The sequence below is a fragment of the Burkholderia sp. AU33803 genome (assembly GCF_002223095.1).
Lineage (GTDB): Bacteria > Pseudomonadota > Gammaproteobacteria > Burkholderiales > Burkholderiaceae > Burkholderia.
In genome coordinates this window covers 142,002-163,505 of the sequence record NZ_NKFJ01000003.1, presented here as the reverse complement: position 1 = coordinate 163,505, position 21,504 = coordinate 142,002, and the positions used below count along the sequence as shown (strand labels likewise).

At 65.7% G+C, this 21,504-nt stretch carries 17 protein-coding genes; 8 read left to right on the top strand and 9 right to left on the bottom strand.

From position 1 onward, the window contains the following. Positions 1-31: 31 nt before the first annotated feature. Positions 32-604: a DUF1415 domain-containing protein gene (locus CFB41_RS02155; RefSeq protein WP_089455501.1), complete on the top strand. Its 573-nt coding sequence runs from the start codon at positions 32-34 to the stop codon at positions 602-604. An 88-nt stretch (positions 605-692) separates the two neighbouring features. On the opposite strand, the gene CFB41_RS02150 is transcribed toward CFB41_RS02155, so the two are convergent. The 3 genes from CFB41_RS02150 to CFB41_RS02140 form a co-directional block, all read right to left on the bottom strand. Then, positions 693-1,583, bottom strand: a complete 891-nt coding sequence (locus CFB41_RS02150) for an SAM-dependent methyltransferase (protein WP_089439153.1) — start codon at positions 1,581-1,583, stop codon at positions 693-695. Positions 1,584-1,672: 89 nt separating this feature from the next. After that, positions 1,673-2,806 carry a class I SAM-dependent methyltransferase gene (locus CFB41_RS02145; RefSeq protein WP_089455500.1) on the bottom strand — a complete coding sequence of 378 codons (1,134 nt, stop codon included), beginning with the start codon at positions 2,804-2,806 and terminating at the stop codon, positions 1,673-1,675. A gap of 138 nt (positions 2,807-2,944) precedes the next feature. Then, the gene (locus CFB41_RS02140) at positions 2,945-3,439 is read right to left on the bottom strand and encodes an LEA type 2 family protein (RefSeq protein ID WP_089455499.1); all 495 of its coding nucleotides are present in this window, start codon (positions 3,437-3,439) and stop codon (positions 2,945-2,947) included. Positions 3,440-4,082: 643 nt separating this feature from the next. Between CFB41_RS02140 and CFB41_RS02130 the strand changes: the two genes are divergently transcribed. Then, the gene (locus CFB41_RS02130) at positions 4,083-6,266 is read left to right on the top strand and encodes a M1 family metallopeptidase (RefSeq protein ID WP_089455498.1); all 2,184 of its coding nucleotides are present in this window, start codon (positions 4,083-4,085) and stop codon (positions 6,264-6,266) included. A 123-nt stretch (positions 6,267-6,389) separates the two neighbouring features. Here CFB41_RS02130 and CFB41_RS02125 read toward each other — a convergent pair whose 3' ends face one another. Further along, entirely contained in the window at positions 6,390-7,310 is a 921-nt protein-coding gene (locus tag CFB41_RS02125) for a LysR family transcriptional regulator (RefSeq protein WP_089455497.1), read from the bottom strand. Between the two features lie 161 nt (positions 7,311-7,471). Between CFB41_RS02125 and CFB41_RS02120 the strand changes: the two genes are divergently transcribed. Further along, the gene (locus CFB41_RS02120) at positions 7,472-8,449 is read left to right on the top strand and encodes a zinc-binding alcohol dehydrogenase family protein (RefSeq protein ID WP_089455496.1); all 978 of its coding nucleotides are present in this window, start codon (positions 7,472-7,474) and stop codon (positions 8,447-8,449) included. 27 nt (positions 8,450-8,476) lie between these two features. Continuing rightward, positions 8,477-8,626 carry a DUF1427 family protein gene (locus CFB41_RS02115; RefSeq protein WP_242808692.1) on the top strand — a complete coding sequence of 50 codons (150 nt, stop codon included), beginning with the start codon at positions 8,477-8,479 and terminating at the stop codon, positions 8,624-8,626. A 32-nt stretch (positions 8,627-8,658) separates the two neighbouring features. On the opposite strand, the gene CFB41_RS02110 is transcribed toward CFB41_RS02115, so the two are convergent. Further along, positions 8,659-9,684 (bottom strand): transporter, encoded by a 1,026-nt coding sequence (locus CFB41_RS02110; protein ID WP_089455495.1) that lies wholly within the window; start codon positions 9,682-9,684, stop codon positions 8,659-8,661. Positions 9,685-9,891: 207 nt separating this feature from the next. Further along, the gene (locus CFB41_RS02105; protein ID WP_089455494.1) at positions 9,892-10,845 is read right to left on the bottom strand and encodes a phage tail protein; all 954 of its coding nucleotides are present in this window, start codon (positions 10,843-10,845) and stop codon (positions 9,892-9,894) included. 121 nt (positions 10,846-10,966) lie between these two features. Between CFB41_RS02105 and CFB41_RS02100 the strand changes: the two genes are divergently transcribed. The 4 genes from CFB41_RS02100 to CFB41_RS02085 all read left to right on the top strand — a co-directional run bounded on the left by CFB41_RS02100 (position 10,967) and on the right by CFB41_RS02085 (position 18,011). Continuing rightward, positions 10,967-11,812, top strand: coding sequence for a M15 family metallopeptidase (locus tag CFB41_RS02100; protein WP_069247001.1), 846 nt, complete (start codon positions 10,967-10,969; stop codon positions 11,810-11,812). A gap of 301 nt (positions 11,813-12,113) precedes the next feature. Then, complete coding sequence (gene tssM / locus CFB41_RS02095; protein ID WP_089455493.1) at positions 12,114-16,058, top strand: type VI secretion system membrane subunit TssM; 3,945 nt, start codon at positions 12,114-12,116, stop codon at positions 16,056-16,058. Next, entirely contained in the window at positions 16,055-17,044 is a 990-nt protein-coding gene (gene tagF, locus CFB41_RS02090; protein WP_069246999.1) for a type VI secretion system-associated protein TagF, read from the top strand. The genes tssM and tagF overlap by 4 nt, the downstream gene beginning before the upstream one ends. Positions 17,045-17,048: 4 nt before the next feature. Then, positions 17,049-18,011, top strand: a complete 963-nt coding sequence (locus CFB41_RS02085) for an OmpA family protein (protein WP_179243604.1) — start codon at positions 17,049-17,051, stop codon at positions 18,009-18,011. Between the two features lie 138 nt (positions 18,012-18,149). Here the strand turns inward: CFB41_RS02085 and CFB41_RS02080 are convergent, their stop codons facing one another. From CFB41_RS02080 to CFB41_RS02070, 3 genes are all read right to left on the bottom strand, one after another. Continuing rightward, positions 18,150-18,902: a hypothetical protein gene (locus CFB41_RS02080; protein WP_089455492.1), complete on the bottom strand. Its 753-nt coding sequence runs from the start codon at positions 18,900-18,902 to the stop codon at positions 18,150-18,152. Positions 18,903-19,236: 334 nt separating this feature from the next. After that, a complete protein-coding gene (locus tag CFB41_RS02075) occupies positions 19,237-20,022 on the bottom strand; it encodes a hypothetical protein (RefSeq protein WP_089455491.1) in 786 nt (261 codons plus the stop codon). Continuing rightward, positions 20,019-21,503 carry a hypothetical protein gene (locus CFB41_RS02070; RefSeq protein ID WP_256940833.1) on the bottom strand — a complete coding sequence of 495 codons (1,485 nt, stop codon included), beginning with the start codon at positions 21,501-21,503 and terminating at the stop codon, positions 20,019-20,021. The genes CFB41_RS02075 and CFB41_RS02070 overlap by 4 nt, the downstream gene beginning before the upstream one ends. Between the last annotated feature and the right edge of the window lies 1 nt (position 21,504).

Below are 21,504 nucleotides of genomic sequence, written 5' to 3'. Positions count from 1 at the left end.
CTCGCCGCCCTTCCGCCCGACTGGTTTCACGATGACCGACACCCGCCCCGAATCGCACGACGACATCCTCGCCGCCACGCGGCACTGGCTCGCGCGCGCGGTGATCGGGCTCAATCTGTGCCCGTTCGCGAAAAGCGTCTATGTGAAGGAACAGGTGCGCTACGCGATCAGCGAAGCGACGACGCTGGAAGACGCGCTCGCCGAACTCGAAACCGAGCTGCGCGCGCTCGACGCGGCGGACCCGCAGCAGGTCGACACGACGCTCGTGATCTTCCCGCATGCGTTCGCCGATTTCATCGACTACAACGATGCGCTGTTCTTTGCCGACCGGCTGGTGCGGCAACTGCGGCTCGACGGCGTGCTGCAGATCGCGAGCTTCCATCCGCACTATCGGTTCGAGGGCAGCGAGCCCGACGACATCGAGAACTACACAAACCGCGCGCCGTACCCGATCCTGCACCTGCTGCGCGAGGACAGCATCGCGCGCGCGGTCGACGCGTTCCCGGACGCGTCCGCGATCTACGAAAAGAATCAGGAAACGCTGCGGCGCCTCGGCCATGACGGCTGGCGCGAATGGATGCGCCGGCCGGGCGACGACGTCTGACACGGCGTGTAACGTGCGACGTGCAACGGGGGGCGTGTAACGGGCGACGAGCAACGGGCGCCACGCGACGCGCCCGCCCATGCGCAGGTCAGCCGGCGGCCGGTTCGGCGACCTCGCCGCCCGCGGCCGCGGCTTCCGGCACGAAGAAGCGTGCGTTCAGCTCGGCCAGCCCGAACATTCCGAGGATCTCGTTCAACCGCTCGCCGGGCCGCCGGCGCGGCAGGTTCTTGTACTGCGCGATGATCAGCTCGTTCTTCATCGAATGCTCCCAGCCGACCAGCTCGGTCACGCTGACCTGATAGCCGTGCGCTTCGAGCTGCAGGCAGCGCAGCACGTTGGTGATCTGGCTGCCGAATTCGCGCGTATGCAGCGGATGCCGCCACACTTCCGTCAGCGCGTTCGCGAGCGACTTGCCCTTGTTCTTGCGCAGCACGCCCGCGACCTCCGCCTGGCAGCACGGCACCAGCACGATATGCTGCGCGCGCTTCGCGAGCGCGAAGCGGATCGCGTCGTCGGTCGCCGTGTCGCACGCGTGCAGCGCGGTGACGACGTCGACCGTTTCAGGCAATTTCGGCGACGTGATCGAATCGGCAACCGACAGGTTCAGGAACGACATGCCGCCGAACCCGAGCCGGGCCGCGAGCTCGGCCGAACGCGTGACGAGCTCCTCGCGGGTCTCGATCCCGTACACGTGCGACGCGAACGCCGGTGTGCCGTGCCCCGGCTGCTGCTTGAAGAACAGGTCGTACAGGATGAAGCCGAGATACGACTTGCCGGCGCCGTGATCGACGAGCGTCACGCTGCCACGCTCGGCCTGCACGCCGGCGAGCAGCGGCTCGATGAACTGGAACAGGTGATAGACCTGCTTCAGCTTGCGGCGGCTGTCCTGGTTCAGCTTCCCGTCGCGGGTGAGGATGTGCAGTTCCTTCAGCAGCTCGACGGACTGCTCCGGGCGGATTTCGTGGGTCTTGTTCGACATCGTGATGCGGCGCCGGGCCACGGTCGGTCGACCACGGCCCGGCGGCGGGAATTCGTGAGGAATGGCGACAGTTTACCGAAAATGCGCGGTCAGGCTCGTGCGCCGAGCCGCCAGAGCGACGTGACCTCGGCCTGGCGTGCCGCGTGCAGCGGATCGTCGGCATCCATCGCCTTCGGGTGCGCGGGACGGATGTCGTCGCGGCCAAGCACGACGAGGCCGGCTTCGTCGATCCATTGCAGCAGCGTGTCGCGCGGCCGCAGGCCGAGATGCTCGGCGAAATCGGACAGGATCAGCCAGCCTTCGCCACCCGGCTCGAGGTGCGCGGCAAGCCCCGCGAGGAAACCGCGCAGCATGCGGCTGTCCGGATCGTAGACCGCGTATTCGATCGGCGCGCTCGGCCGGGCCGGCACCCACGGCGGGTTGCAGACCACGAGCGGCGCACGGCCGGCCGGAAACAGATCCGCCTCGACGACTTCGACGCGATCCGCATGGCCCAGCCGCTCGACGTTCTCGCGCGCACAGGCGAGCGCGCGCGGATCCTGGTCAGTCGCGACGACACGCTCGACGCCGCGCGACGCCAGCACGGCCGCCAGCACGCCGGTGCCGGTGCCGATGTCGAACGCGAGCGAGGTTGCCGGCAGCGGCGCGCGCGCGACGAGTTCGACGTATTCGCCGCGCACCGGCGAGAACACGCCGTAGTGCGGGTGGATCGGCGCACCGCCGAGCGCCGGGATCGGCACCCCTTTCTTGCGCCATTCGTGCGCGCCGACGAGGCCGAGCAGTTCGCGCAGCGACACGACCGACGGCGCGCCGCCGGGCCCGTACGCCTCTTCGCATGCGGCGCGCACGTCGGGCGCACGGCGCAGCGCAATCGTGTAGTCGGCCTCGAGCGGGATCAGCAGCATGCCGAGCGTGCGGGCGCGCTGCGACTGCGCGAGACGATGCAGGTTGAACGCGTCGACGCCGGCCGCGGCTTTCGCCTTCTTCGGCTTGCGCTCGACACGGCGCGCCATCGCCTGCACGAGCTGGCGCGCATTCTGGAAATCGCCCTGCCAGACGAGCGCGGTGCCCTCGCAGGCGAGACGGTAGGCCGCGTCGGCGGTGAGGCGGTCGTCGGCGGGCACCGCGCGCTTCGGCGGTTGCACGCCGGCTTCGGAGCGCCAGCGTACGGCATGATCGGCGCCGTCGGCGTCGGTCCAGTGGAAAACGGGGAAATCGGTCACGCGAACTCGGTTACGGTTGGCTTCAACGGGCGGCGCGACGGTAATGCGGGCGCCGCGCGGCTCACACCATACCGCGCTTTGCCCGCGCGGCAAAGCGCGGGGGCCGGCCCGCGCCGCGCGCCGCCGGGTACGCCGGGTTCAGCCGCCCCACCCCGGCATCGCGGGCAGGCGCAGCGTGCCGGCATCGTTGAAGTGCACGGTGCCGAGCACGCCGCCCGCGAGCCGGCCGCGCAGCGCATACGGCAGCTCGCCGTTCGCGGCCGCGCCGGGCAGGTTCCACGCCTGCCGCGCGGCCGCGAAGGCCGACACGGAAACCGGCACGTCGAGCACGGCCTCGCCGAAGCGCGGCACGGTGCCCGAGCGATCGCTGACGCCGCTCGCAAACGGCGTGCCGTTCAGGTCGAGCGCGACCGAAATGCCGTCGTAGTCGATCGGCGTGTCGTTCGGGTTCTGCACGCGCAGCTTCAGGCTGAAACGCATCTCGAGGCCCTGCCCGACGAGCGGGTCGAGCCCGGCGACCGTCACGCGCACCGGGTCGCGCGTCAGCCCCGCACAGCCGCCGAGCAGGAGCACGGCGGCGAACAGCAGCAGCACGGCGCGCAGCGGCGCGATACGGAACAGGAGTCGTGGCATGGGAGAACCTCCTCGCAGCAATCGGTGAGCTTGTCGTCGCTGCATTGTACCGAGCACGCCCCGGTACGCCGGGTTTCGTAGTTTTCGCAGTCTCGCGAGATCGTTAATAGATTAAAACTACGAAAATAAATGCCGAATGGAATGCGCATTAATGCTTCCCAGCATTCAATGAAGCACGGCGAATTCAATAGATTCAATTTCTAAATTTTTCGTTTCCTTTACCCAAAACCATCAAGTATATTTACGCATCCTTCGAGCAAGCCGACAAACCTTGATGCCGCATGACGGTGATTTTACGGAACGGCGACATGCCTTCCTGCCATCTTGCGACGAGGCCCGGCCAGCCCCGTAGGTCGTCTGTTCAAAGGGGACAGCGCGCCCGCCCAGGGCGTGCGGCTCCGTGTCGTGCGCGCGAAATCAATTCAGTACAACACGCGCCCGGCCATTTTGAACCGGCAAGTTAACCGACATCCGGAAATCCAGAGGGGGCAGTAAACCATGATTACCTTCACGTAGTCGGCCGCCGTCTTTTCGAATAATCCGTCATTGGCATTTTCATCGCTGTTGATTAACGGCGAGGGGATTGTTTTTGCCGGCGTTTTCGCAGCACTGAACGATTCTTTCAACAATCGAGGTTTCAGTCATGTCGATCAACATTCGCAAGATGCGTTATCTGCCGATCGTCGCCGCGCTCGCGCTAGCCGGGTGCGGCGGCGACGACGGCGGCGCGGGCTCGGCGTCCGCGCTCAGCTCCGCCGGCGCGCCGCACTCGGGCTCGTCGCCCACCGTCACCGCGCCACCGAGCGCACCTCCGCCGGCCACGTCCAACGTCGACAAGAGCGTCTCGCCTGTCGAGTTGCCGGACACCGTGGTACCCGTGAACTACCGGCTGTGGTTCCGCCCGAACGACGCGCTGAACGCGTTCGACGGCCGTGCCGACGTCGAGATCAAGGTGCTGAAGCCGGTCAACAACATCGTGATCGCCGGCCACCGGATCAAGTTCACGAACGGCCGCATCACGCTGCAGCCGGGCAACATCCAGCTGATCGCGACACCGCAGGACAAGGGCGACTTCTACCAGCTGCGCCCGGTGAGCGGCACGATCTCGCCGGGCAACTATTCGCTGCACATGGAATGGTCGGGCATCATCAACTTCAAGTCGTATGACGATCCGGTCGCGAAGACCGGCGGCAGCTGCGGCGACGATCCGTATCCGGGCTGCTCGGCCGCGGAAGGCATCTTCCGCGTCGACCTGAAGGGCACCGACGGCAAGACGAGCGGCGCGATCCTCACGCAAGGCGAAACCAACCTGTCGCGCCAGTGGTTCCCCGGCTGGGACGAGCCGGCATTCCGCCCGACCTATGAAGTGACGGCCGAAGTGCCGCAAAGCTGGCGCGTGGTGTCGAACGCAGCCGAGAAACCGTCGACCAACGTCGGCGGCGGCTACAAGCTCGTGCAGTTCGAGAAGACCCCGCCGATGCCGTCGTACCTGCTGTTCTTCGGCGGCGGCCTGTTCGACACCTACGAGGACGACTTCACGAGCCCGCTGCCGGGCGGCAAGGGCGGCCTGCACCTGCGCGTGTTCACGCCGCCGGGCATGAGCGACTGGGCGAAGCCGGCGATGGATCGCACCAAGCAGGCGCTCGACTTCTACTACCGCTACACGGGCATCGCGCTGCCGCTGACGAAGTTCGACACGGTGGCCGCGAACGACGCGTTCAAGGATCAGAAGGACCTGAACTTCGGCGGGATGGAGAACTGGGGATCGATCCTCGAGTTCGCCGACGACATCCTGCCGCAGCCGGGCCAGCCGATGTCGCACTACGGCAACGAGGTGCTGACGCACGAAGTCGCGCACCAGTGGTTCGGCGATCTGGTCACGACCGACTGGTGGGACAACGTGTGGCTCAACGAGTCGTTCGCGACGTTCTTCGAGACGAAGACGACGATCCAGTTCTTCCCCAACGAGTTCAGCTGGCTCGACCAGGTGAAGAACAAGTACCGCGTGATCAATCGTGACATCGGCCCGAACGCGTTCCCGGTCGCGCCGAACTTCAACGGCTGGGCGTCGAACGACTTCGTGCTGAGCGCCAGCGCGTTCACGTACGACAAGGGCGGCCACGTGCTGAAGACGCTCGAGAACTATCTCGGCGAACAGACGCTGCGCAAGGGTCTGCAGCAGTACCTGGTCGACTACTCGTTCGGCAACGGTACGCCGAAGCGTCTGTGGGATGCGCTGTCGAAGGAAAGCGGCCAGGCGATCGGCGCGATCGGCGACAGCTACGTCCGCCAGACCGGCGTGCCGCTGATCTCGCTCGACACGCAGTGCGACCTGACGAAGAACCAGACGGTCATCACGCTGAAACAGCAGCCGTTCCCGAACAAGAACGCGTATCCGGGCCTGCAATGGACGGTGCCGATCACGCTCGCGTACGGCCAGGGTCTCGCGAAACGCACGACGCTCGCGCTGAAGGACACGCAGACGCAAACGCGCGTCGACGGCTGCACGGGCGTGGTCGCCGACCCGAGCGGGCTCGACTACTACGTCGTGAACTACAGCGACGCGGCCTGGAGCGGGCTGCTCACGCAGGTCAACAGCTCGACCGATCCGGTCCTGCTCGCGAACCTGAAGAGCGAGGCCGCATTGCTCGTCGCGAACAACCTCGCGCCGGCCTCGCGCTCGACGTCGATCGGTTCGGTCGCTTCGCCGGCCGCGATGAAGCTGCGCCAGACGCCGACCTTCGGCGGCCTCGAGCCGGTGACGAAGGAACGCCCGGCGCTGCAATACCAGGGCATCTTCAAGCCGCGCAAGGTAGTGACGCAGTAACGGTGCGCATCCGGCCGGCGCCGCGCAGCCTGCGGCTGCCGGCCGGCGTACCGGTTTCTCCGACCTTTGACGGGCCTCGCATGCGAGGCCCTTTTTTCTTTCGGCACGGGCTGCCGCCGGCCGTCATGCCCACGCGGCATCCCACGCCGGCTGCGCGAACCACGTCGCGAGAAACGCAACGAGCCGCGACGCGCGTGCGGTGCCGCGCGCCTGCTGGCGCAACACGTGGATCGTCGCCGGCTCGGGCGCCGCCGCGAACTGCGGCAGCACCGCGCGCAAGCGTCCGTCGCGCAGCGCGTCGCCCGCGAGCCAGGTCGGCAGGTGCGCGAGACCGAGCCCGTCGATCGCGGCTTCGAGCAACGCTTCCGAATGATTGCTGCGAAACCGCGGCTGCGCCGGCACGTGGCGGCGCTCGCCGAAGCGCCATGCGCCCGGCGGCGGCGCACCGTGCCAGGCGAGGCAGTCGTGGCCGGCGAGCGCGTCGGGCGACTCGGGCTCGCCGCGCCGCGCGAGATACGCCGCGCTCGCGCACAGCACGCGCCGCTGCGGCGCCAGCACGGTCGCGACGAAGCGCGTGTCCTCGAGCGGGCCGATGCGCATCGCGAGATCGACGTCGGAGCCGAGCCGCGCGCCTTGCAGGTCGACCATGCTGTCGGTCAGCACCAGGTCGACCTGCAGCGCCGGATGGCGCTGCATGAAGGCTGCCAGCGCGGCCATCAGGTGCCGGCGGCCGAACGGCGCCGGGCAGTCGACGCGCAGCAGCCCGCTCGGCTCGTCGTGCTGGCTGTGCAGGTCTTCCTGCAGGCCGCGCAGCTCGGCCAGCATCCGCGTCGCGCGTTCGTACAGCAACTGGCCTGCCTCGGTCGGCCGCAGCGCATGCGTGGTGCGATGCAGGAGGCGGATGCCGAGCTGCGTCTCGAGCCGGTCGATGCGCCGTGTGACCGACGACGCGGCGACGCCCAGCCGGCGCGCGGCCGCCGAGAAGCTCTGCTGGTCGACCACGTCGACGAACAGCGCCAGATGCGGGGAAAGAAAGTCGTCCATTCGGTGCCTTCCGATTTGGCTATGCGTTTAACGCAAAGCAATCATCCGCCTTTGCACGTTTCCGCGTCAAACCGGGCCGACTAGACTGCATGCATCCTTTTCACCCGCTGCGCGCCCCGCCCCATCGGGCCGCGCGCCAGCCATCCGCTACGGAGATCATCATGCGCAGCATCCGCTTCGACGCCCCCGCCGCCGACATCGAGTCGCTCGACGCGCGCGTCAGGGAAATCGACCCGCCCGTCCCCGCCGACGGCCAGATGCTGATCGAGGTGCGCGCGGCCGGCGTGAACCCGAGCGACGTGAAGGCCGCGCTCGGCCGCATGCCGCACGCGGTGTGGCCGCGCACGCCCGGGCGCGACTGGGCCGGCATCGTGCGCAGCGGCCCGGACGGCTGGATCGGCGCGCCGGTGTGGGGCTCGGGCGGCGATCTCGGCGTGCATCGCGACGGCTCGCACGCGGAGTGGCTCGTGCTCGACGCGCCCCTGGTGCGCCGCAAGCCCGCCGTGCTGACGCTCGACGAAGCGGCCGGCGTCGGCGTGCCGTTCGTCACCGCCTATGAGGGCTTGCGCCGCGCCGGCATGCCGAAGGCCGGCGACGTCGTGCTCGTATTCGGCGCGAACGGGAAAGTCGGCCAGGCGGCGATCCAGCTCGCGACCGCGCACGGCGCGACCGTGATCGGCGTCGAGCGCAGCGCCGGCGGCTATCGCGGCCACGCATCGGGCGACGTGCGCATGATCGACGCGTCGAAAGAACCGGTGGCCGATGCGGTACGCGCGGCCACCGGCGGCCACGGTGCCGACATCGTCTACAACACGGTCGGCAGCCCGTACTTCGAAGCGGCGAACGCGTCGATGGCGATCGGCGCGCGGCAGATCTTCATCTCGACGATCGAGCGCAGCGTGCCGTTCGACATCTTCGCGTTCTATCGCGGCCAGCACACGTTCGTGGGCGTCGATTCGCTGCAGCTCGGCGGCGCCACGGTCGCGCAGTTCCTCGACACGCTCGCGCCCGGCTTCGGCAACGGCACGCTGCGCCCGTTCCCGATCGGTGACGACTACGTGTACCCGCTCGAGCGCGCACACGACGCGTATCGCGCAGTGCTGGCCGGTGCGCGCGAGCGCGTCATCCTCAAGCCTTGACGCCGGACCACACGGGAGACCGCCATGATGGATTACGTGACTTCGCTCGCAGTGGGCCTCGGCGTCGGCGTGCTGTACGCGCTGCTGCACGTGCGCTCGCCGGCCCCGCCGCTCGTCGCGCTCGTGGGCCTGCTCGGGATGGTGATCGGCGAACGCGCGATCGCGCTGTTGCGCTGACGCGTCGATGCGGCGATGCGGCGCCGGTGGTGCTAGCGGTCGTTGCGCCGGCGGAACGCCCACCATGCGGCGAGCGCCGTGAAACCCGCGACGAGCAGCACCATCAGCCAGAAGCCGTGCTTGTTCTCCGAGAACGGCACGCCGCCGACGTTCATCCCGAAGAAGCCGGCGACGATGTTGATCGGCAGCGCGATCACGGTCACGAGCGTCAGCGTGAACAGCGTCCGGTTGTTCTGCTCGTCGAGACGCGAACCGATCTCTTCCTGCAACAGCTTGATCCGCTCGTTGAGCCCCGCCAGGTCGGCCAGCACCAGCGAGAACTCTTCGGTGGATTCGCGCAGTTCCTGCACGTCTTCCAGATGCAGCCACGCAGGCGGTTTCGCGAGCAACCGGAAGATCGACCCGGGCTCGGGCGCGAGCATGCGCTGCAGGCGCGTCAGCGTGCGGCGCATCGCGCCGAGCTCGATGCGGCTCGACGTGAGCCGCTGCGACAGGAAGCGATCCTCGATGCGGTCGACGTCGACGCTCGTGCGCCGCATGATCTGGATCAGCAGGTCGGCCTGGTCGCGCAGCAGGTGGACGAGCAGTTCCGCGGGCGACCTGAACTGCTCGCCGTCGCGCACGCACGCGCGCAGCGTGTCGACCGAGCGCAGCGGCTTGAGCCGCGCGGTGACCATGATGCGCCGCTCGACGTGGACGAACAGCGTCGCGATCTCCGACGGCGTCAGTTCGAGGTTGAACATCACGTCGTTGACGATCGCGCGCAGCGCGCCGTCTTCCTGCTCGATGCGCGTCGAGCGCGAGCCTTCGTGGAGGAATGCGAAGAAGCTGTCGGGCAGCCCGAGATGCGTGCGCATCCAGCGCTCGCTCGCGCCGTGCGCGAGATTGAAGTGCAGCCAGACGAAATCGCCCGACGCGGCATCGTGCTCGCGGCACGTTCGCAGCCACCCGGCAGCCGTGTCCGCATCGAGCGTCGCGCCGGAGCCGCCGGGAACGAAGCGGAATCCGCACACCATGCCGGACGTATCGGCGCCGTAAGTCTGTACGATCAGGTCCATCGTGTCGAAGGTCGTGCGGCGCACGGCGCGCCGCGCATAGCGGGTCGCGCACCCGCGCCGGAAAAGGAAAGGAGACGTATGCCCGACGGGCGTGACGCGCCGGTGACAGCGTCACGCCGCATCATACCGTCCGGTTCCGCGGCCCCAAAAGCAACGCGCCGCCCAACGGGCGGCGCAGGTGCGGCGGGTCGACACGCGCGGGACGCGTTACTGCCGCGTCTCCGACTGCGCGGCGCTCGGGCACGCGGGGTCCTTGCCCCAGTGACCATCGCAGACGCGCCAGCGGCACAGTTGATCCTCGAAGAAACCGCGCTCCGAACACTCCTTCACGCGCGACGCCAGCGAGCCGGTCGTCGCGGCCGTCTTGGTCGGCACGGCCTGCGCCTTCTGCGCGGCAAGCTTCTTGTCGGCCGGCTTCGTGCGCGCGACGAGCGCTGCGAGCAGGTCCGCATCCGGATCGTCCTTCCCGGCCGCCTTCGCGGTACGGGCCGGCGTCGCGTCGCGATGCTTCTTCGCCTGCGCGAGCTCGGCCTGCTGTTCCTTGTGACGCTTGCGGGCCTCGGCTTTCGTGTCGGCCTTCGTATCGGTCTTGCCGTGCGCGGCGACCTTCGCGCCCTTCGCGGCGTCGGCCTTGGCGGTTTTGGTCGTCGCGGCAGCGGCGGCGGCGGCCGCACCGGCCGTGGCCGCACCCGACGCGTCGTCGGCGCCGTTGGCGAGCGCACGCGACAGGCGGCTGTTGTCCGCGGCGGGCGCGGACGATGCGGATGCAACGGTTCGGGAAGCCGCGTCGTCGTTGACGATCGTGGCCGGCTGCGCGGCGGATGCGGCGGACGCGGCATTCTGCGCGACCTGCACGGCGGCATCGCTGGCCGCCGCGGCCTTCGCCGGCGCGGCTGCCGGCGCAGCCTCGGCCGTGACGGCGGGGGCCTGCCCGCCCGCATGCTGCATGCGCCATGCGCCCCAGCCACCGACGGCGACCACCAGGGCCACGACGGCGGCGATCGGCGCCTTCAGCGAACGGCGCGGCGGCTCGGCCGGCGGCGTGACACGTCCTTCCAGATTCGCGAGAATGCGCGACTGCTGAGCTCCGTCGCCTGCCGGTTTGGTATCGGACAGCAGGCTGGGCGGAGATTTCGAATTTGAATTTTCCGGCGCACTCATTCAGCGTCTCATTGAATCCTGGTTTAATTCACCGCGATAATATAGCCCGGCCTCTCGAAGCAGCCTGATTCTAAGAGCAAGCATTGCAAAACACAATCAATTCCAATTTCCGGGGATTTCTTTGATTGCCGTCGCACTCGTCGCCTATTTCGCCCTTGCCGTCGCGGTTGCGGCACTGTTGCTTTTACCGGGTATCCGGGCGACCGTATTCGAATCCGTCGCCCAGTTTCACGGCCGTCTAACGCGCCGCGCGAACGATCGCGCCTCGCGTACGCGAAGTCAGATTGTTAAATCGGCAAGCGCTACGCGCGGTGCTTTAAACGACGTGCAAAATTTACTGGTTCGCCGGCGCTTGATGATTATGGTATCGGCAGGTATTCTTGCGACGCCGCCATTGGTCGCCATTGCGTTACGCGGCCGGCAATTGTTCCAGTACGACGACACGGCGCGCGTGCCCGACGAGAAGATCGCCGCGCTGCTGCAGGGCGAACAGCTCGTGCCGCCCCCGCCGCTGCCGCCGGAAGTCTTCGCCACCAAGGAAGTCGAACAGGTACGCCCGGCGCTGAAGGATGCGAGCCGCGACTGGAACCTGCTGGATCCGGATTTCCGTACGCGTTTGCTGCTGGTCTACAAGATCATGCACGAACAATATGGTTATGAAATGGCGTTGCTGGAAGGTTACCGGAGCCCGGAACGGCAGAACCGGCTTGCGCAGATGGGCACCAACGTGACCAATGCGGCCGCCTTCCAGAGTTATCACCAATTCGGGCTGGCGGCCGACAATGCATTCCTGCGTGACGGCAAGCTGGTCATCTCCGAGAAAGATCCGTGGGCGATGCGCGGCTACCAGTTGTATGGCCAGGTCGCCGAACAGGTTGGCCTGACCTGGGGGGGCCGCTGGAAAATGATGGATCTCGGGCACGTGGAATACCATAAACCCGGTTTTAAACTGGGACGCGGCAGCTAGCCAGGGCTGCCGGACAGGAAATAATGAGGGCGGCATGGGGCTTTTTAATATCCCGGCAGGAAACGATATGGGCGGCGCAAAAAATCATGCATTCCGGTGCGCGATTTTTTCCGGCCGCCGCTTCCGTTTTAAATCTCACAGCGTCCTTTCGTTAATGCGCGCGCCTTCTCCGATGCCGCGGGCGCATTGATGCCAGCCCCCTTCATCCCGTTTGACAGCATGGCGACACATCGCGGCGCCACCCTTGCCGCTCGGCGCGCCTGCGTCGCCTCATCGAATCGCACCGGAACCTGAACGTCCTATGCAACGCATCCTCAACGTGCTGACTCATCCGCGTACGCTCTCGATCGTCGGGATCGTCGCGCTAGCGGCCATTCTGTTCATCGTCGCCGACATGCTGCAGCTGCCGCTCCTGTGGGCGGCGATCGCCTTCGCGGCGATCCTCGCGCTGTGGCTCGTCGTCGCGCTGTGGCGCCGCTGGCGCGTGAAGCGCGCGAACCAGCAACTCGGCCAGGTGCTGGAAGAGCAGGCGGAAACCGGCAAGATCGCCGCGCCCGCCGCCGCCGCGCTCGCCCCCGACGCGAAGACGGCCGACCTCGACGTGCTGCGCACGCGCCTGTCGGATGCGGTGAAGACGATCAAGACGTCGAAGATCGGCCAGGTGTCGGGCGGCTCCGCGCTGTACGAACTGCCGTGGTACATCGTGATCGGCAACCCGGCCGCGGGCAAGAGCAGCGCCGTGCTCAATTCCGGCCTGCAATTCCCGTTCGCGGACAAGAACAGCGCCGTGATCCACGGCATCGGCGGCACGCGTAACTGCGACTGGTTCTTCACGACCGAGGGGATCCTGCTCGATACGGCCGGCCGCTATTCGGTGCATGAAGAAGACCGCAGCGAGTGGCTCGGCTTCCTCGGCCTGCTCAAGCGCTACCGCCCGAAGGCGCCGATCAACGGCATCATCGTCACCGCGAGCATCGCCGAACTCACCGGCAACCGCCCCGAATTCGCGATCAACCTCGCGAAAAACCTCCGCCAGCGCGTTCAGGAGCTGACGGAGAAGCTCGAAGTGTTCGCGCCGGTCTACGTGATGTTCACGAAGGCCGACTTGATCACCGGCTTCACCGAATTCTTCAGCAGCAGCGACAAGCACGAGTACGACCGCGTGTGGGGCGCCACCCTGCCCTACGAACCCGACGACAAGCGTGACGTCGTCGCGCAGTTCGACACGCACTTCGAGGAACTCTACGAAGGGCTGAAGGAGATCAGCGTCGCGCAGCTGTCGCTGTCGCGCGGCAACCAGCTGTCGCCGGGCCAGCTGAGCTTCCCGCTCGAATTCTCGACGATCAAGCCGTCGCTGCGCGCATTCCTCGCGACGCTGTTCGAGAACAACCCGTTCCAGTACAAGCCGATCTTCCGCGGCTTCTACTTCACCAGCGCGCTGCAGGAAGGCGAAACCAACAGCGCGGCCGCGCAGCGCATCGCGCATCGCTTCGGCCTCGACGGCGCCGCGCTGCCGAAGCCGCACAGCGCATTCTCGAAGAACGGCTTCTTCCTGCGCGACCTGTTCTCGAAGGTGATCTTCGCGGATCGCCAGACGGTGCGGCAGTTCGCGAGCCCGACCAAGACGCGGCTGCGCTACGCGACCTTCTTCGGCTTCGTCGCGGCGCTTGCGCTCGCGCTGGGCGGCTGGACCTGGTCGACGATCGGCAACCAGCAGCTCGTCGCGAACGTGCAGGCCGACCTCGACAACGTCACGCGCCTGCAGCAGGGCCGCAACGACCTGCAGTCGCGCCTGCAGGCGATGGACATCCTCGAGGACCGGATCGAGCAGCTCGAGCAGTTCCGCCGCGACAAGCCGATTTCGGTGTCGCTCGGCCTGTACCAGGGCGACCGTCTCGAGCAGCACCTGCTGACCGAGTACTACAACGGCGTGCGCCAGATCCTGCTCGCCCCGGTGTCGCAGAACCTCGCGTCGTTCATGAAGGACGTGAACGCGCACCCCGAACAGCTCGTGCCGATGACGCGCCCGCCCGAATCGGGCGCCGTGCAGGGCGGCACGATGCCGGTCTCGACGAACGCGGCGGGCGCCGCGCCGCAGGCCGGTGCCGCACTGGCCGCGTCCGGCGCCGCGCCGGCAGCACCGCAGCAGCCGGCCGCACCGCAGGGCGGCCTCTACAGCGACGCGTCGCCGACCAACGTGCAGGACGCGTACAACGCGCTCAAGACGTACCTGATGCTGTCCGACAAGCGTCACGTCGAGCAGGCGCACCTGACCGACCAGCTCGCCCGCTTCTGGCGCGGCTGGCTCGAGACGAATCGCGGCAACATGCCGCGTGACGAGATGATCAAGAGCGCGGAGCGCATGATCTCGTTCTACCTGGCCCGCGTGAACGACGACAACTGGCCGATGATCGACGCGAACCTCGCGCTCGTCGACCAGACCCGCGAGAACCTGCGCCACGTCGTGCGCGGAATGCCGGCCCGCCAGCGCGTCTATGAGGAAATCAAGGCGCGCGCGTCGACCCGCTTCGCGCCGATGACCATCGCGCGCATCGTCGGCGACGGCAACCAGGGGCTCGTGGCAGGCAGCTACGCGATTCCGGGCACGTTCACGCGCGAAGCGTGGTTCGACTACGTGCAGCCGGCGATCCGCGACGCGGCGACCAAGGAACTGCAGGCGAAGGACTGGGTGCTGAACACGTCGACTCAGGACGACCTGACGCTCGAGGGTAGCCCCGAGCAGATCCAGAAGACGCTGGTCGGCATGTACAAGACCGAGTACGCGCAGCACTGGCAGAAGTTCATGCAGGGCATCGCGGTGCAGGGCTTCAGCAGCTTCGGCCAGGCCGTCGACGGGATGAACCGCCTCGGCGACCCGCAGGATTCGCCGATCCGCAAGATCCTCGAGACCGCGTACGACCAGACTTCGTGGGACAACCCGTCGCTCGCGAACGTGACGATCAAGAAGGCGCAGACGGGCGTCGTGAACTGGGTCAAGCAACTGTTCTCGCGCTCGCCGGCCGGCCAGGTGGCGGCTGCCAACATCGACATCAACGGCAATCCGGCCGAGGTGCCGATGGGTCCGATCGGCCAGGAGTTCATCGGGCTCGCGCGGATCGTCGCGACGCATGACGGCACGTCGATGCTCAAGGGCTACATGGAATCGCTGTCGAAGGTCCGCACGCGCTTCAACGTGATCAAGAACCAGGGCGACCCGGGCCCGGGCGCACGCCAGCTGATGCAGCAGACGCTCGACGGCAACGGTTCGGAACTCGCCGATTCGCTGAAGCTCGTCGACGAGCAGATGCTGACGGGCCTCACCGATTCGCAACGCAAGTCGCTGCGTCCGCTGCTGGTGCGGCCGCTGATGCAGGCGTTCGCGGTCGTGATCCAGCCGGCCAGCGCCGAAGTCAACAAGGTGTGGAACGCGCAGGTCTACCAGCCGTTCCAGAACTCGCTCGCGACGAAGTACCCGTTCGCGGCGAGCGCGAAGGTCGAGGCCGGCGCCGGTGAAATCGCGCAGGTGTTCGGTCCGGACGGCTCGATCGCGAAGTTCGTCGGCACGACGCTCGGGCCGCTCGCGGTGCGCCGCGGCGACACCCTCGCCGCCCGCACGTGGGGCGACATGGGCATCGGCCTCACGCCGGACTTCACGAACGGCTTCGCACGCTGGGTCGCGCCGCTTGCAGGCGGAGCAGCAGGCAGCGCCGCCGCGTCGTCCGAGCCGCAGACCGTGTTCCAGATCCTGCCGCAGCCGAGCACGGGCACGACGGAATACACGATCGCGATCGACGGCCAGCAGCTGCGCTACCGCAACACGCCGCCGCAGTGGACCAACTTCGTGTGGCCGAACCCGCAGGGCTCGCCGGGCGCGACGCTGTCCGCGACGACCTTCGACGGCCGCACGGTGCAGCTCGTCAACGAGCCGGGCCGCTACGGTCTCGAGAAGCTGATCAACTCGGCACAGCGCAAGCGCCGTCCGGACGGCACCTTCGACCTGACGTGGGCGCAGGGCAGCGTGAACGTGTCGGTGACGATGCGCATCATCAGCACGTCGCAACCGTCCGGCGGTGGCGGTGACCAGCCGCAGCAGCAGAGCCTGCGCGGCCTGCAGCTGCCGTCGTCGGTCGCCGACGCCAGCGCGGGTGCCGCGCAGAACGCAACCCAGACCGCCGGCACGGGCACGCCGGCCGCAGCGCCGGCCGTCGCGGCCGCCAACGCAACGCATGCCCAGGGGGCGCAATGACGCAAACCGTACAGGCGCAGATCGCCTACTTCGGCAAGATCCCGTCGCGCGGCGACTTCGTGAAGAGCCCGCACAACCCGCAGTTGCTGCAGACGCTCGACCGCTGGATCGCGCAGGCGCTCGAACTGCTCGCGGAAGATCCGCGCTGGAAGCTCGTCTACGAGGATGCGAAGCCGATGCATTTCGCGTTCCTCGGCTCGCGCAGCAAGCTCGCGATCGCGGGCCACATGGTCGCGAGCCACGACGTGTCGATGCGCCGCTTCCCGTTCCTCGGCGCGACCGCGCTCGAGGTCGACCGGCCGCTCGCGTTCCTCGCGCGCAGCCCGCTCGCGTTCGCGCGGCTGTGGTCGCGCGTCGCCACGCAGATCCCGCCGCTGCTCGGCAAGGACGAGCCGCCCGGCGCGCTGCAGGCGCTCGGCGACACGCAGGTGCCGATCGACATCGGCGGCCCCGGCACGTCGCATGACGGCACCTTCAACGATTTCGTCGAGCACCAGACGCTGCACGGCCTCCAGGAGATGCTGCTCGAAAGCGGTCATCCGGTGCGGCTGCGTGGCGCGATGCTCGCGCTCGGCTCGCTGCTGCGGCCGGTGATGCAGAGCGGCTCGTCGCACATCGAGCGCGGCCTCACGCTGCCGCTGCCGGTCGATCCGTTCTACCGCAGCCTCGTCGCCGCGTTCTGGCTCGAACTGATCGCACCGTTCGTCGCGCAGGCCGACTTCGAGCTCGCGATCTTCATCGGCACGATCGCCGAGCGCGAACGGCTCATCATCGGCTTCAACGGCGCGTCGGCGAAGACGCTGCTGAGCGTCGTCGACCCGCAGACCTACGCCGCCCACAACATCGACATCGACGATCCCGAGTGGATCGACGCCCATGCGCAAAACGATCACCAGATCAGCAAGCTCGTCAGCTACCTCGACCAACCGCAACTCTCGCTGCGTGTCGCCATCGACGCGTTCCGCGAAGCGTTCATCGGAGGCTGACGGCATGCATCGCACGATTCAAGCCCGGCGCGCGCGCTTTTCGGCCGCGCGCTCGCCCGCCGTCGCCGCCCTCCTCGCTGCCGGGCTCTTCGCCAGCGGCGCGGCCCTCGCGCAGAACACCGGCGCGACCGTCACACCGGTCGGCAACGGCACGGTCGCGACCACCGCGCTGTCCGCGAACCCCGGCGCCGCGCCGGGGACGGCGTCCGGCGCCGTCGTGCACGGCACGGCCGGCACCGCGAACACCGTCACGCCGCCGCCCGCGACCGCGACGCCCGGCCAGGTGGTCGTCGGCGGCAAGGTGCCCGACGAGGCGACCAAGGCCGCCGTGCTGCAGAAGCTGCGCGATACCTACGGCGCGACGAACGTCGTCGACCAGATCGAGGTGGGCGATGTCGCCACGCCGCCGAACTGGAGCGCGAACGTGCAGAAGCTGCTCGGCACGCAGCTCAAGCAGATCAGCAAGGGGCAGCTGAAGATCAACGGCACGCAGATCGAGATGAAGGGCGAGGTGCACAACGAGGCGCAACGCCAGCAGCTCGCGAGCGACATGGCGAACACGCTGAACCCGACGTATACGATCAAGAACGGGCTGCGCGTGTCGGCGTCCGAACAGGGCGTGCTCGACCAGACGCTCGCGAACCGGACGATCGAGTTCGAGACGGGCAGCGCGACGCTCACGCCGCAGGGCAAGCTGATCCTCGACCAGATGGCGGCGGCACTTGCGAAGATGCCGAACCGCACGGTCGACATCATCGGCCACACCGACAATTCGGGGAACCGCACGTCGAACATCGCGCTGAGCCAGGCGCGTGCGGATTCGGTGAAGGGCTACCTGATCACGAAGAGCATTCCGCCGCAGCAGATGACGACGACGGGCGTCGGACCGGATCAGCCGATCGCGCCGAACGATACGGCGGATGGGCGGGCACGGAATCGGCGGATCGAGTTTCGGGTGGGGCAGTAGGCGGAGGGCGTTGCCGCCTCGCGGGGCGGTGTTCGCATCGCTTCGTTGGAAGCGGGTCGCGCGGGGCTGTTGCCGCGCAGGCCCTCTAAGCGCTCGCTGGCGGCTGTCGGATCGTGGCCGGCTGCCAGCCTCGTTGTTTCAATCGTCCGTCAATGTGACCGGCTTCCCGTGAACGCGCTCCAGCCGATGGGGTGTGACAATCATCAACAGGATGCTCTTGACGGCAAGGCCCGCGAAGAACAGCGAGCACGGGGTCAGCAACACCGTCGAAAATAACAATAAATCCGCTGACGCCGGCAAAGGTGCCCGTATCCTCACTGCCAGGAACACGGCCGGCGCGGCGAACAGGACGAGCCCCTGAGCGATCCGGGCAATCGGGCCGCGATAGTTCGACAATGTGCTCAACTGCTGCATTGCCGACAGGCTGTACTGAATCTCGCTGCCGGCGTCTCTGAAGGCCTGCACGATGAATTCGGGCTTCCCGAGAACGGCGGATACCTGGCGGGCCGTCATGACCACCCAGAGAAGAGTCCCCGTCATGGTCACAGCAATGCACATGGCGCGAAGCGTCGACGGCATCGGCACGGATGAAACAAAAAATATCCATGAGATACCCGCGGTCCACACGTAGATCGACGCGCTCACGAGAACCGCAGCCACGCCGTATAGCCACAGGCGCCCGCGCCCGTCGTCGACTCTCCATGCGGCGGCCTGGCCGATGGTGGTGGCCAGCGCCACACCGCCGGCGATCTTCCACGGCAGCGAATCGTCGAGAAATAGCGGCGATCCGATCATAACCGCACATCCGATCAGGAATGTGCCGGCGAGCAGGTTCGCTTTGAAAATTGCGAGATATCGATCGTGGATGGTGCAGGGTTCCGTCGTTTCCATTGGCTGCATCGAGTCAAATGCCGTCACGTATTTTCAGGCTGTGGCGGTGCTACGGGGATCGGAGCGTTGCGAAGCAGACGCCGCTGCATACGGGGCGATATGCGGCCGGTACGACCAGCAACGAATTGTGGGAGCGTCATTGGAAACGCAAGAAGCGAAAAAGCGATACACAACACATGGGGACCGATGTCCTCGTCAAAAGCGTGCCCCCCAAACGATGCGGCGAAAGACATCACCGACAACGCCCCTCTTTCACGGCATTTCTTGCCGTCAAGCGATCGATATACCCGCCACACGAGTGACGCAGAATCAGGTTCTATCAGGCGATCGACGTTCACGAGCCAAGAACGACCTTCTTCCCGGTTTTTCGCTCCAGCTTGATAGCGAGATAAATATGAAAATAAGCGAATCGCACAAAGAATTTCGTCAATAACCAGCAAGTAATAGGAAGCCCTATCGCCGACAGGATAATAAACATCCCGTGCGGCCCACCATTTCCTTCAAAAAGCCGGGCCGACAACATGGAATATCCGATAAGTATCGGACCGACCACCGAAACCAGCCAATACGGGACCGCAATCGACTTCCCCGGCCCGTCCAGTTTTCCAATAACGGAATCGGACTCGTCCGGATACACGATACAATCGCCTTCATCCTTGAAGAGCTGCTTAAGCAATCCAAGTCGATCATTTTCCCGAGCAAAAGCAGCCCACGACAACCAGGCCCAGGTTGCCACCACCACCAAGCACATCAAAAGTGCAATCGCACGAATTGCAACCGACATCGGCGCAAAACAAAAATAAAACAACCAGTACGAGCCGAGCAGCATCCACGTCGGGACAAACCCGACACACACTGCAACCCCCTCCCAAATCAATCGCCTGGCTCTTCGATTCAGAAGGTAATGCACATACAAAAACAGGGGACACCCGATCTCCAACACCAAGGCAATGATCCAAGGCAACCTGGACGACCAAAATCCGTTAAATGCATGCCAATATATAATGATCGGGATCACTCCAATTACCAGACCGATTTTGGCGGCCAGTGGATGATCATCAATTCGAGTTCTGCCGCTCGACTTCGCATCACCAGGACTTTGCATCAAAACGGGTTTCATGGCGTTGCTCCAAGCGGAAACACTTGCCACGATGACTGCGAATAGGAATTTCCGTAATCTCCAGGCAACTTCTTCTCCAACTGACTACCAATAAGATGATATAACTCCGTGATATGGTCATTGAACTTCACAACATTGAACATGACCGCCACGGCATAGCCCACAATCACAATTAGCGCGACAGTTCCGAGCGCAATTGTGCCTATGGAAGCTCCGACCACCGCGCCACCCGCAAGGACCGCTCCTCCCGCAAACAGCAATGAGATGATCCACGTCGTAATGTATGTTGTCATCCACATTTGAGACGTGTCCGAGATGACAGATGCAAAGAGTTTCCCCAAATCTCTCCTTGGCGGCCCACCATCAGCTGACGGTTCATAATCGTGCAGCCATGCCATATAGTCCATCGCGATCGTCACGCCCAACGCCTTACCCGTCGCCGTCGTCGGTAAAACCGAAGCTTTTGCGGCCCCTTTCGCAGCAAGCTTGGTTGCAGCCAACGATCCGGTTCCTCCAGCGATCGTCATTACCTTGACGTCCGTGGAAACCGTTTTATATACGCCGAGCAGATAACCGACGATTTTTGTCTCTTTGGCGGCCGTCGAAAATATCAAAGTGAATTCCCCACTCAAATCCCTCTGAATGATGAATGTTCGATTCCAAAACCCCTTAAGTGGCCCCTTCCATATCGTATCGGTCATATATCCGAAGAAACCAGGAATTTGACTGAGCAAAAAATTCCGGGACAACGTATTGAACGGATCCCACTTGTATGCGTCTGCACCACTCTTGAAAAAACCCGTAAGCTCCGGAGGCACCTCCGGCCCGGAAGTTTGCTTGATTTTGAACGCATGAATTGCCGGCAATCCTTCAGTCGGCACTTCGACCTTGGCTTCGGAATACGGTACTGGGGCCGAAGCTGCGCGACGAGCTTGACCCAAAGCCGAGTTGAATTTTTGTTCGTCCAGACGTGCCTTTGCCTGTTCAAACCCACTCGCCAATAGCGGTGAAACAGGGCGTTGCGACAGCTCGGGGATTTCGCTCAATGCAAGAAGGTCACTGACGAATTTCTGATCGTCATGCAGGGTAATGAACATCGGCGCCGGCTTATCCTTCGGATCGTCCGTACAACTGTTCGTATAGTCCATCTTGCTGATCGGGTAGCGCCCCAGCACCTTTTGGCCCTGCTTGAGAATCAGGCTCCCCTCGAAATTGCGGCCGATCCAGATGTGACACGACTCCCCGTCCTTGAACGTCGTCTCACCGGTATTCACCTTCCGCTTCGTGTCATAAAAGCGCCCGGTCGGTCGATCGGGATGCGTCGTCGAGACGGTATACGTCGCGCCGGCATGAAGCTTGATGTCGAACACCACGTCTCGATGCTTGCGCAATAGCACCGTCAGATCCGTCTCGGCCCGGCAGCTCACTGCCTCCCCCGGCAAATCAATGCAAACATTATGCTCAACAAGCGGCCTGCCCATT

Excerpts from the sequence above, each read along its gene's own strand:
- CFB41_RS02155 (WP_089455501.1), top strand. The coding sequence starts at position 32 with ATGACCGACACCCGCCCCGAATCGCACGACGACATCCTCGCCGCCACG.
- CFB41_RS02105 (WP_089455494.1), bottom strand. The coding sequence starts at position 10,845 with ATGAGTGCGCCGGAAAATTCAAATTCGAAATCTCCGCCCAGCCTGCTG.
- CFB41_RS02070 (WP_256940833.1), bottom strand. The coding sequence starts at position 21,503 with ATGGGCAGGCCGCTTGTTGAGCATAATGTTTGCATTGATTTGCCGGGG.
- CFB41_RS02140 (WP_089455499.1), bottom strand. The coding sequence starts at position 3,439 with ATGCCACGACTCCTGTTCCGTATCGCGCCGCTGCGCGCCGTGCTGCTG.
- tagF (WP_069246999.1), top strand. The coding sequence starts at position 16,055 with ATGACGCAAACCGTACAGGCGCAGATCGCCTACTTCGGCAAGATCCCG.
- CFB41_RS02085 (WP_179243604.1), top strand. The coding sequence starts at position 17,049 with ATGCATCGCACGATTCAAGCCCGGCGCGCGCGCTTTTCGGCCGCGCGC.
- CFB41_RS02150 (WP_089439153.1), bottom strand. The coding sequence starts at position 1,583 with ATGTCGAACAAGACCCACGAAATCCGCCCGGAGCAGTCCGTCGAGCTG.
- CFB41_RS02125 (WP_089455497.1), bottom strand. The coding sequence starts at position 7,310 with ATGGACGACTTTCTTTCCCCGCATCTGGCGCTGTTCGTCGACGTGGTC.
- tssM (WP_089455493.1), top strand. The coding sequence starts at position 12,114 with ATGCAACGCATCCTCAACGTGCTGACTCATCCGCGTACGCTCTCGATC.
- CFB41_RS02110 (WP_089455495.1), bottom strand. The coding sequence starts at position 9,684 with ATGGACCTGATCGTACAGACTTACGGCGCCGATACGTCCGGCATGGTG.
- CFB41_RS02115 (WP_242808692.1), top strand. The coding sequence starts at position 8,477 with ATGGATTACGTGACTTCGCTCGCAGTGGGCCTCGGCGTCGGCGTGCTG.
- CFB41_RS02075 (WP_089455491.1), bottom strand. The coding sequence starts at position 20,022 with ATGAAACCCGTTTTGATGCAAAGTCCTGGTGATGCGAAGTCGAGCGGC.
- CFB41_RS02080 (WP_089455492.1), bottom strand. The coding sequence starts at position 18,902 with ATGGAAACGACGGAACCCTGCACCATCCACGATCGATATCTCGCAATT.
- CFB41_RS02120 (WP_089455496.1), top strand. The coding sequence starts at position 7,472 with ATGCGCAGCATCCGCTTCGACGCCCCCGCCGCCGACATCGAGTCGCTC.
- CFB41_RS02130 (WP_089455498.1), top strand. The coding sequence starts at position 4,083 with ATGTCGATCAACATTCGCAAGATGCGTTATCTGCCGATCGTCGCCGCG.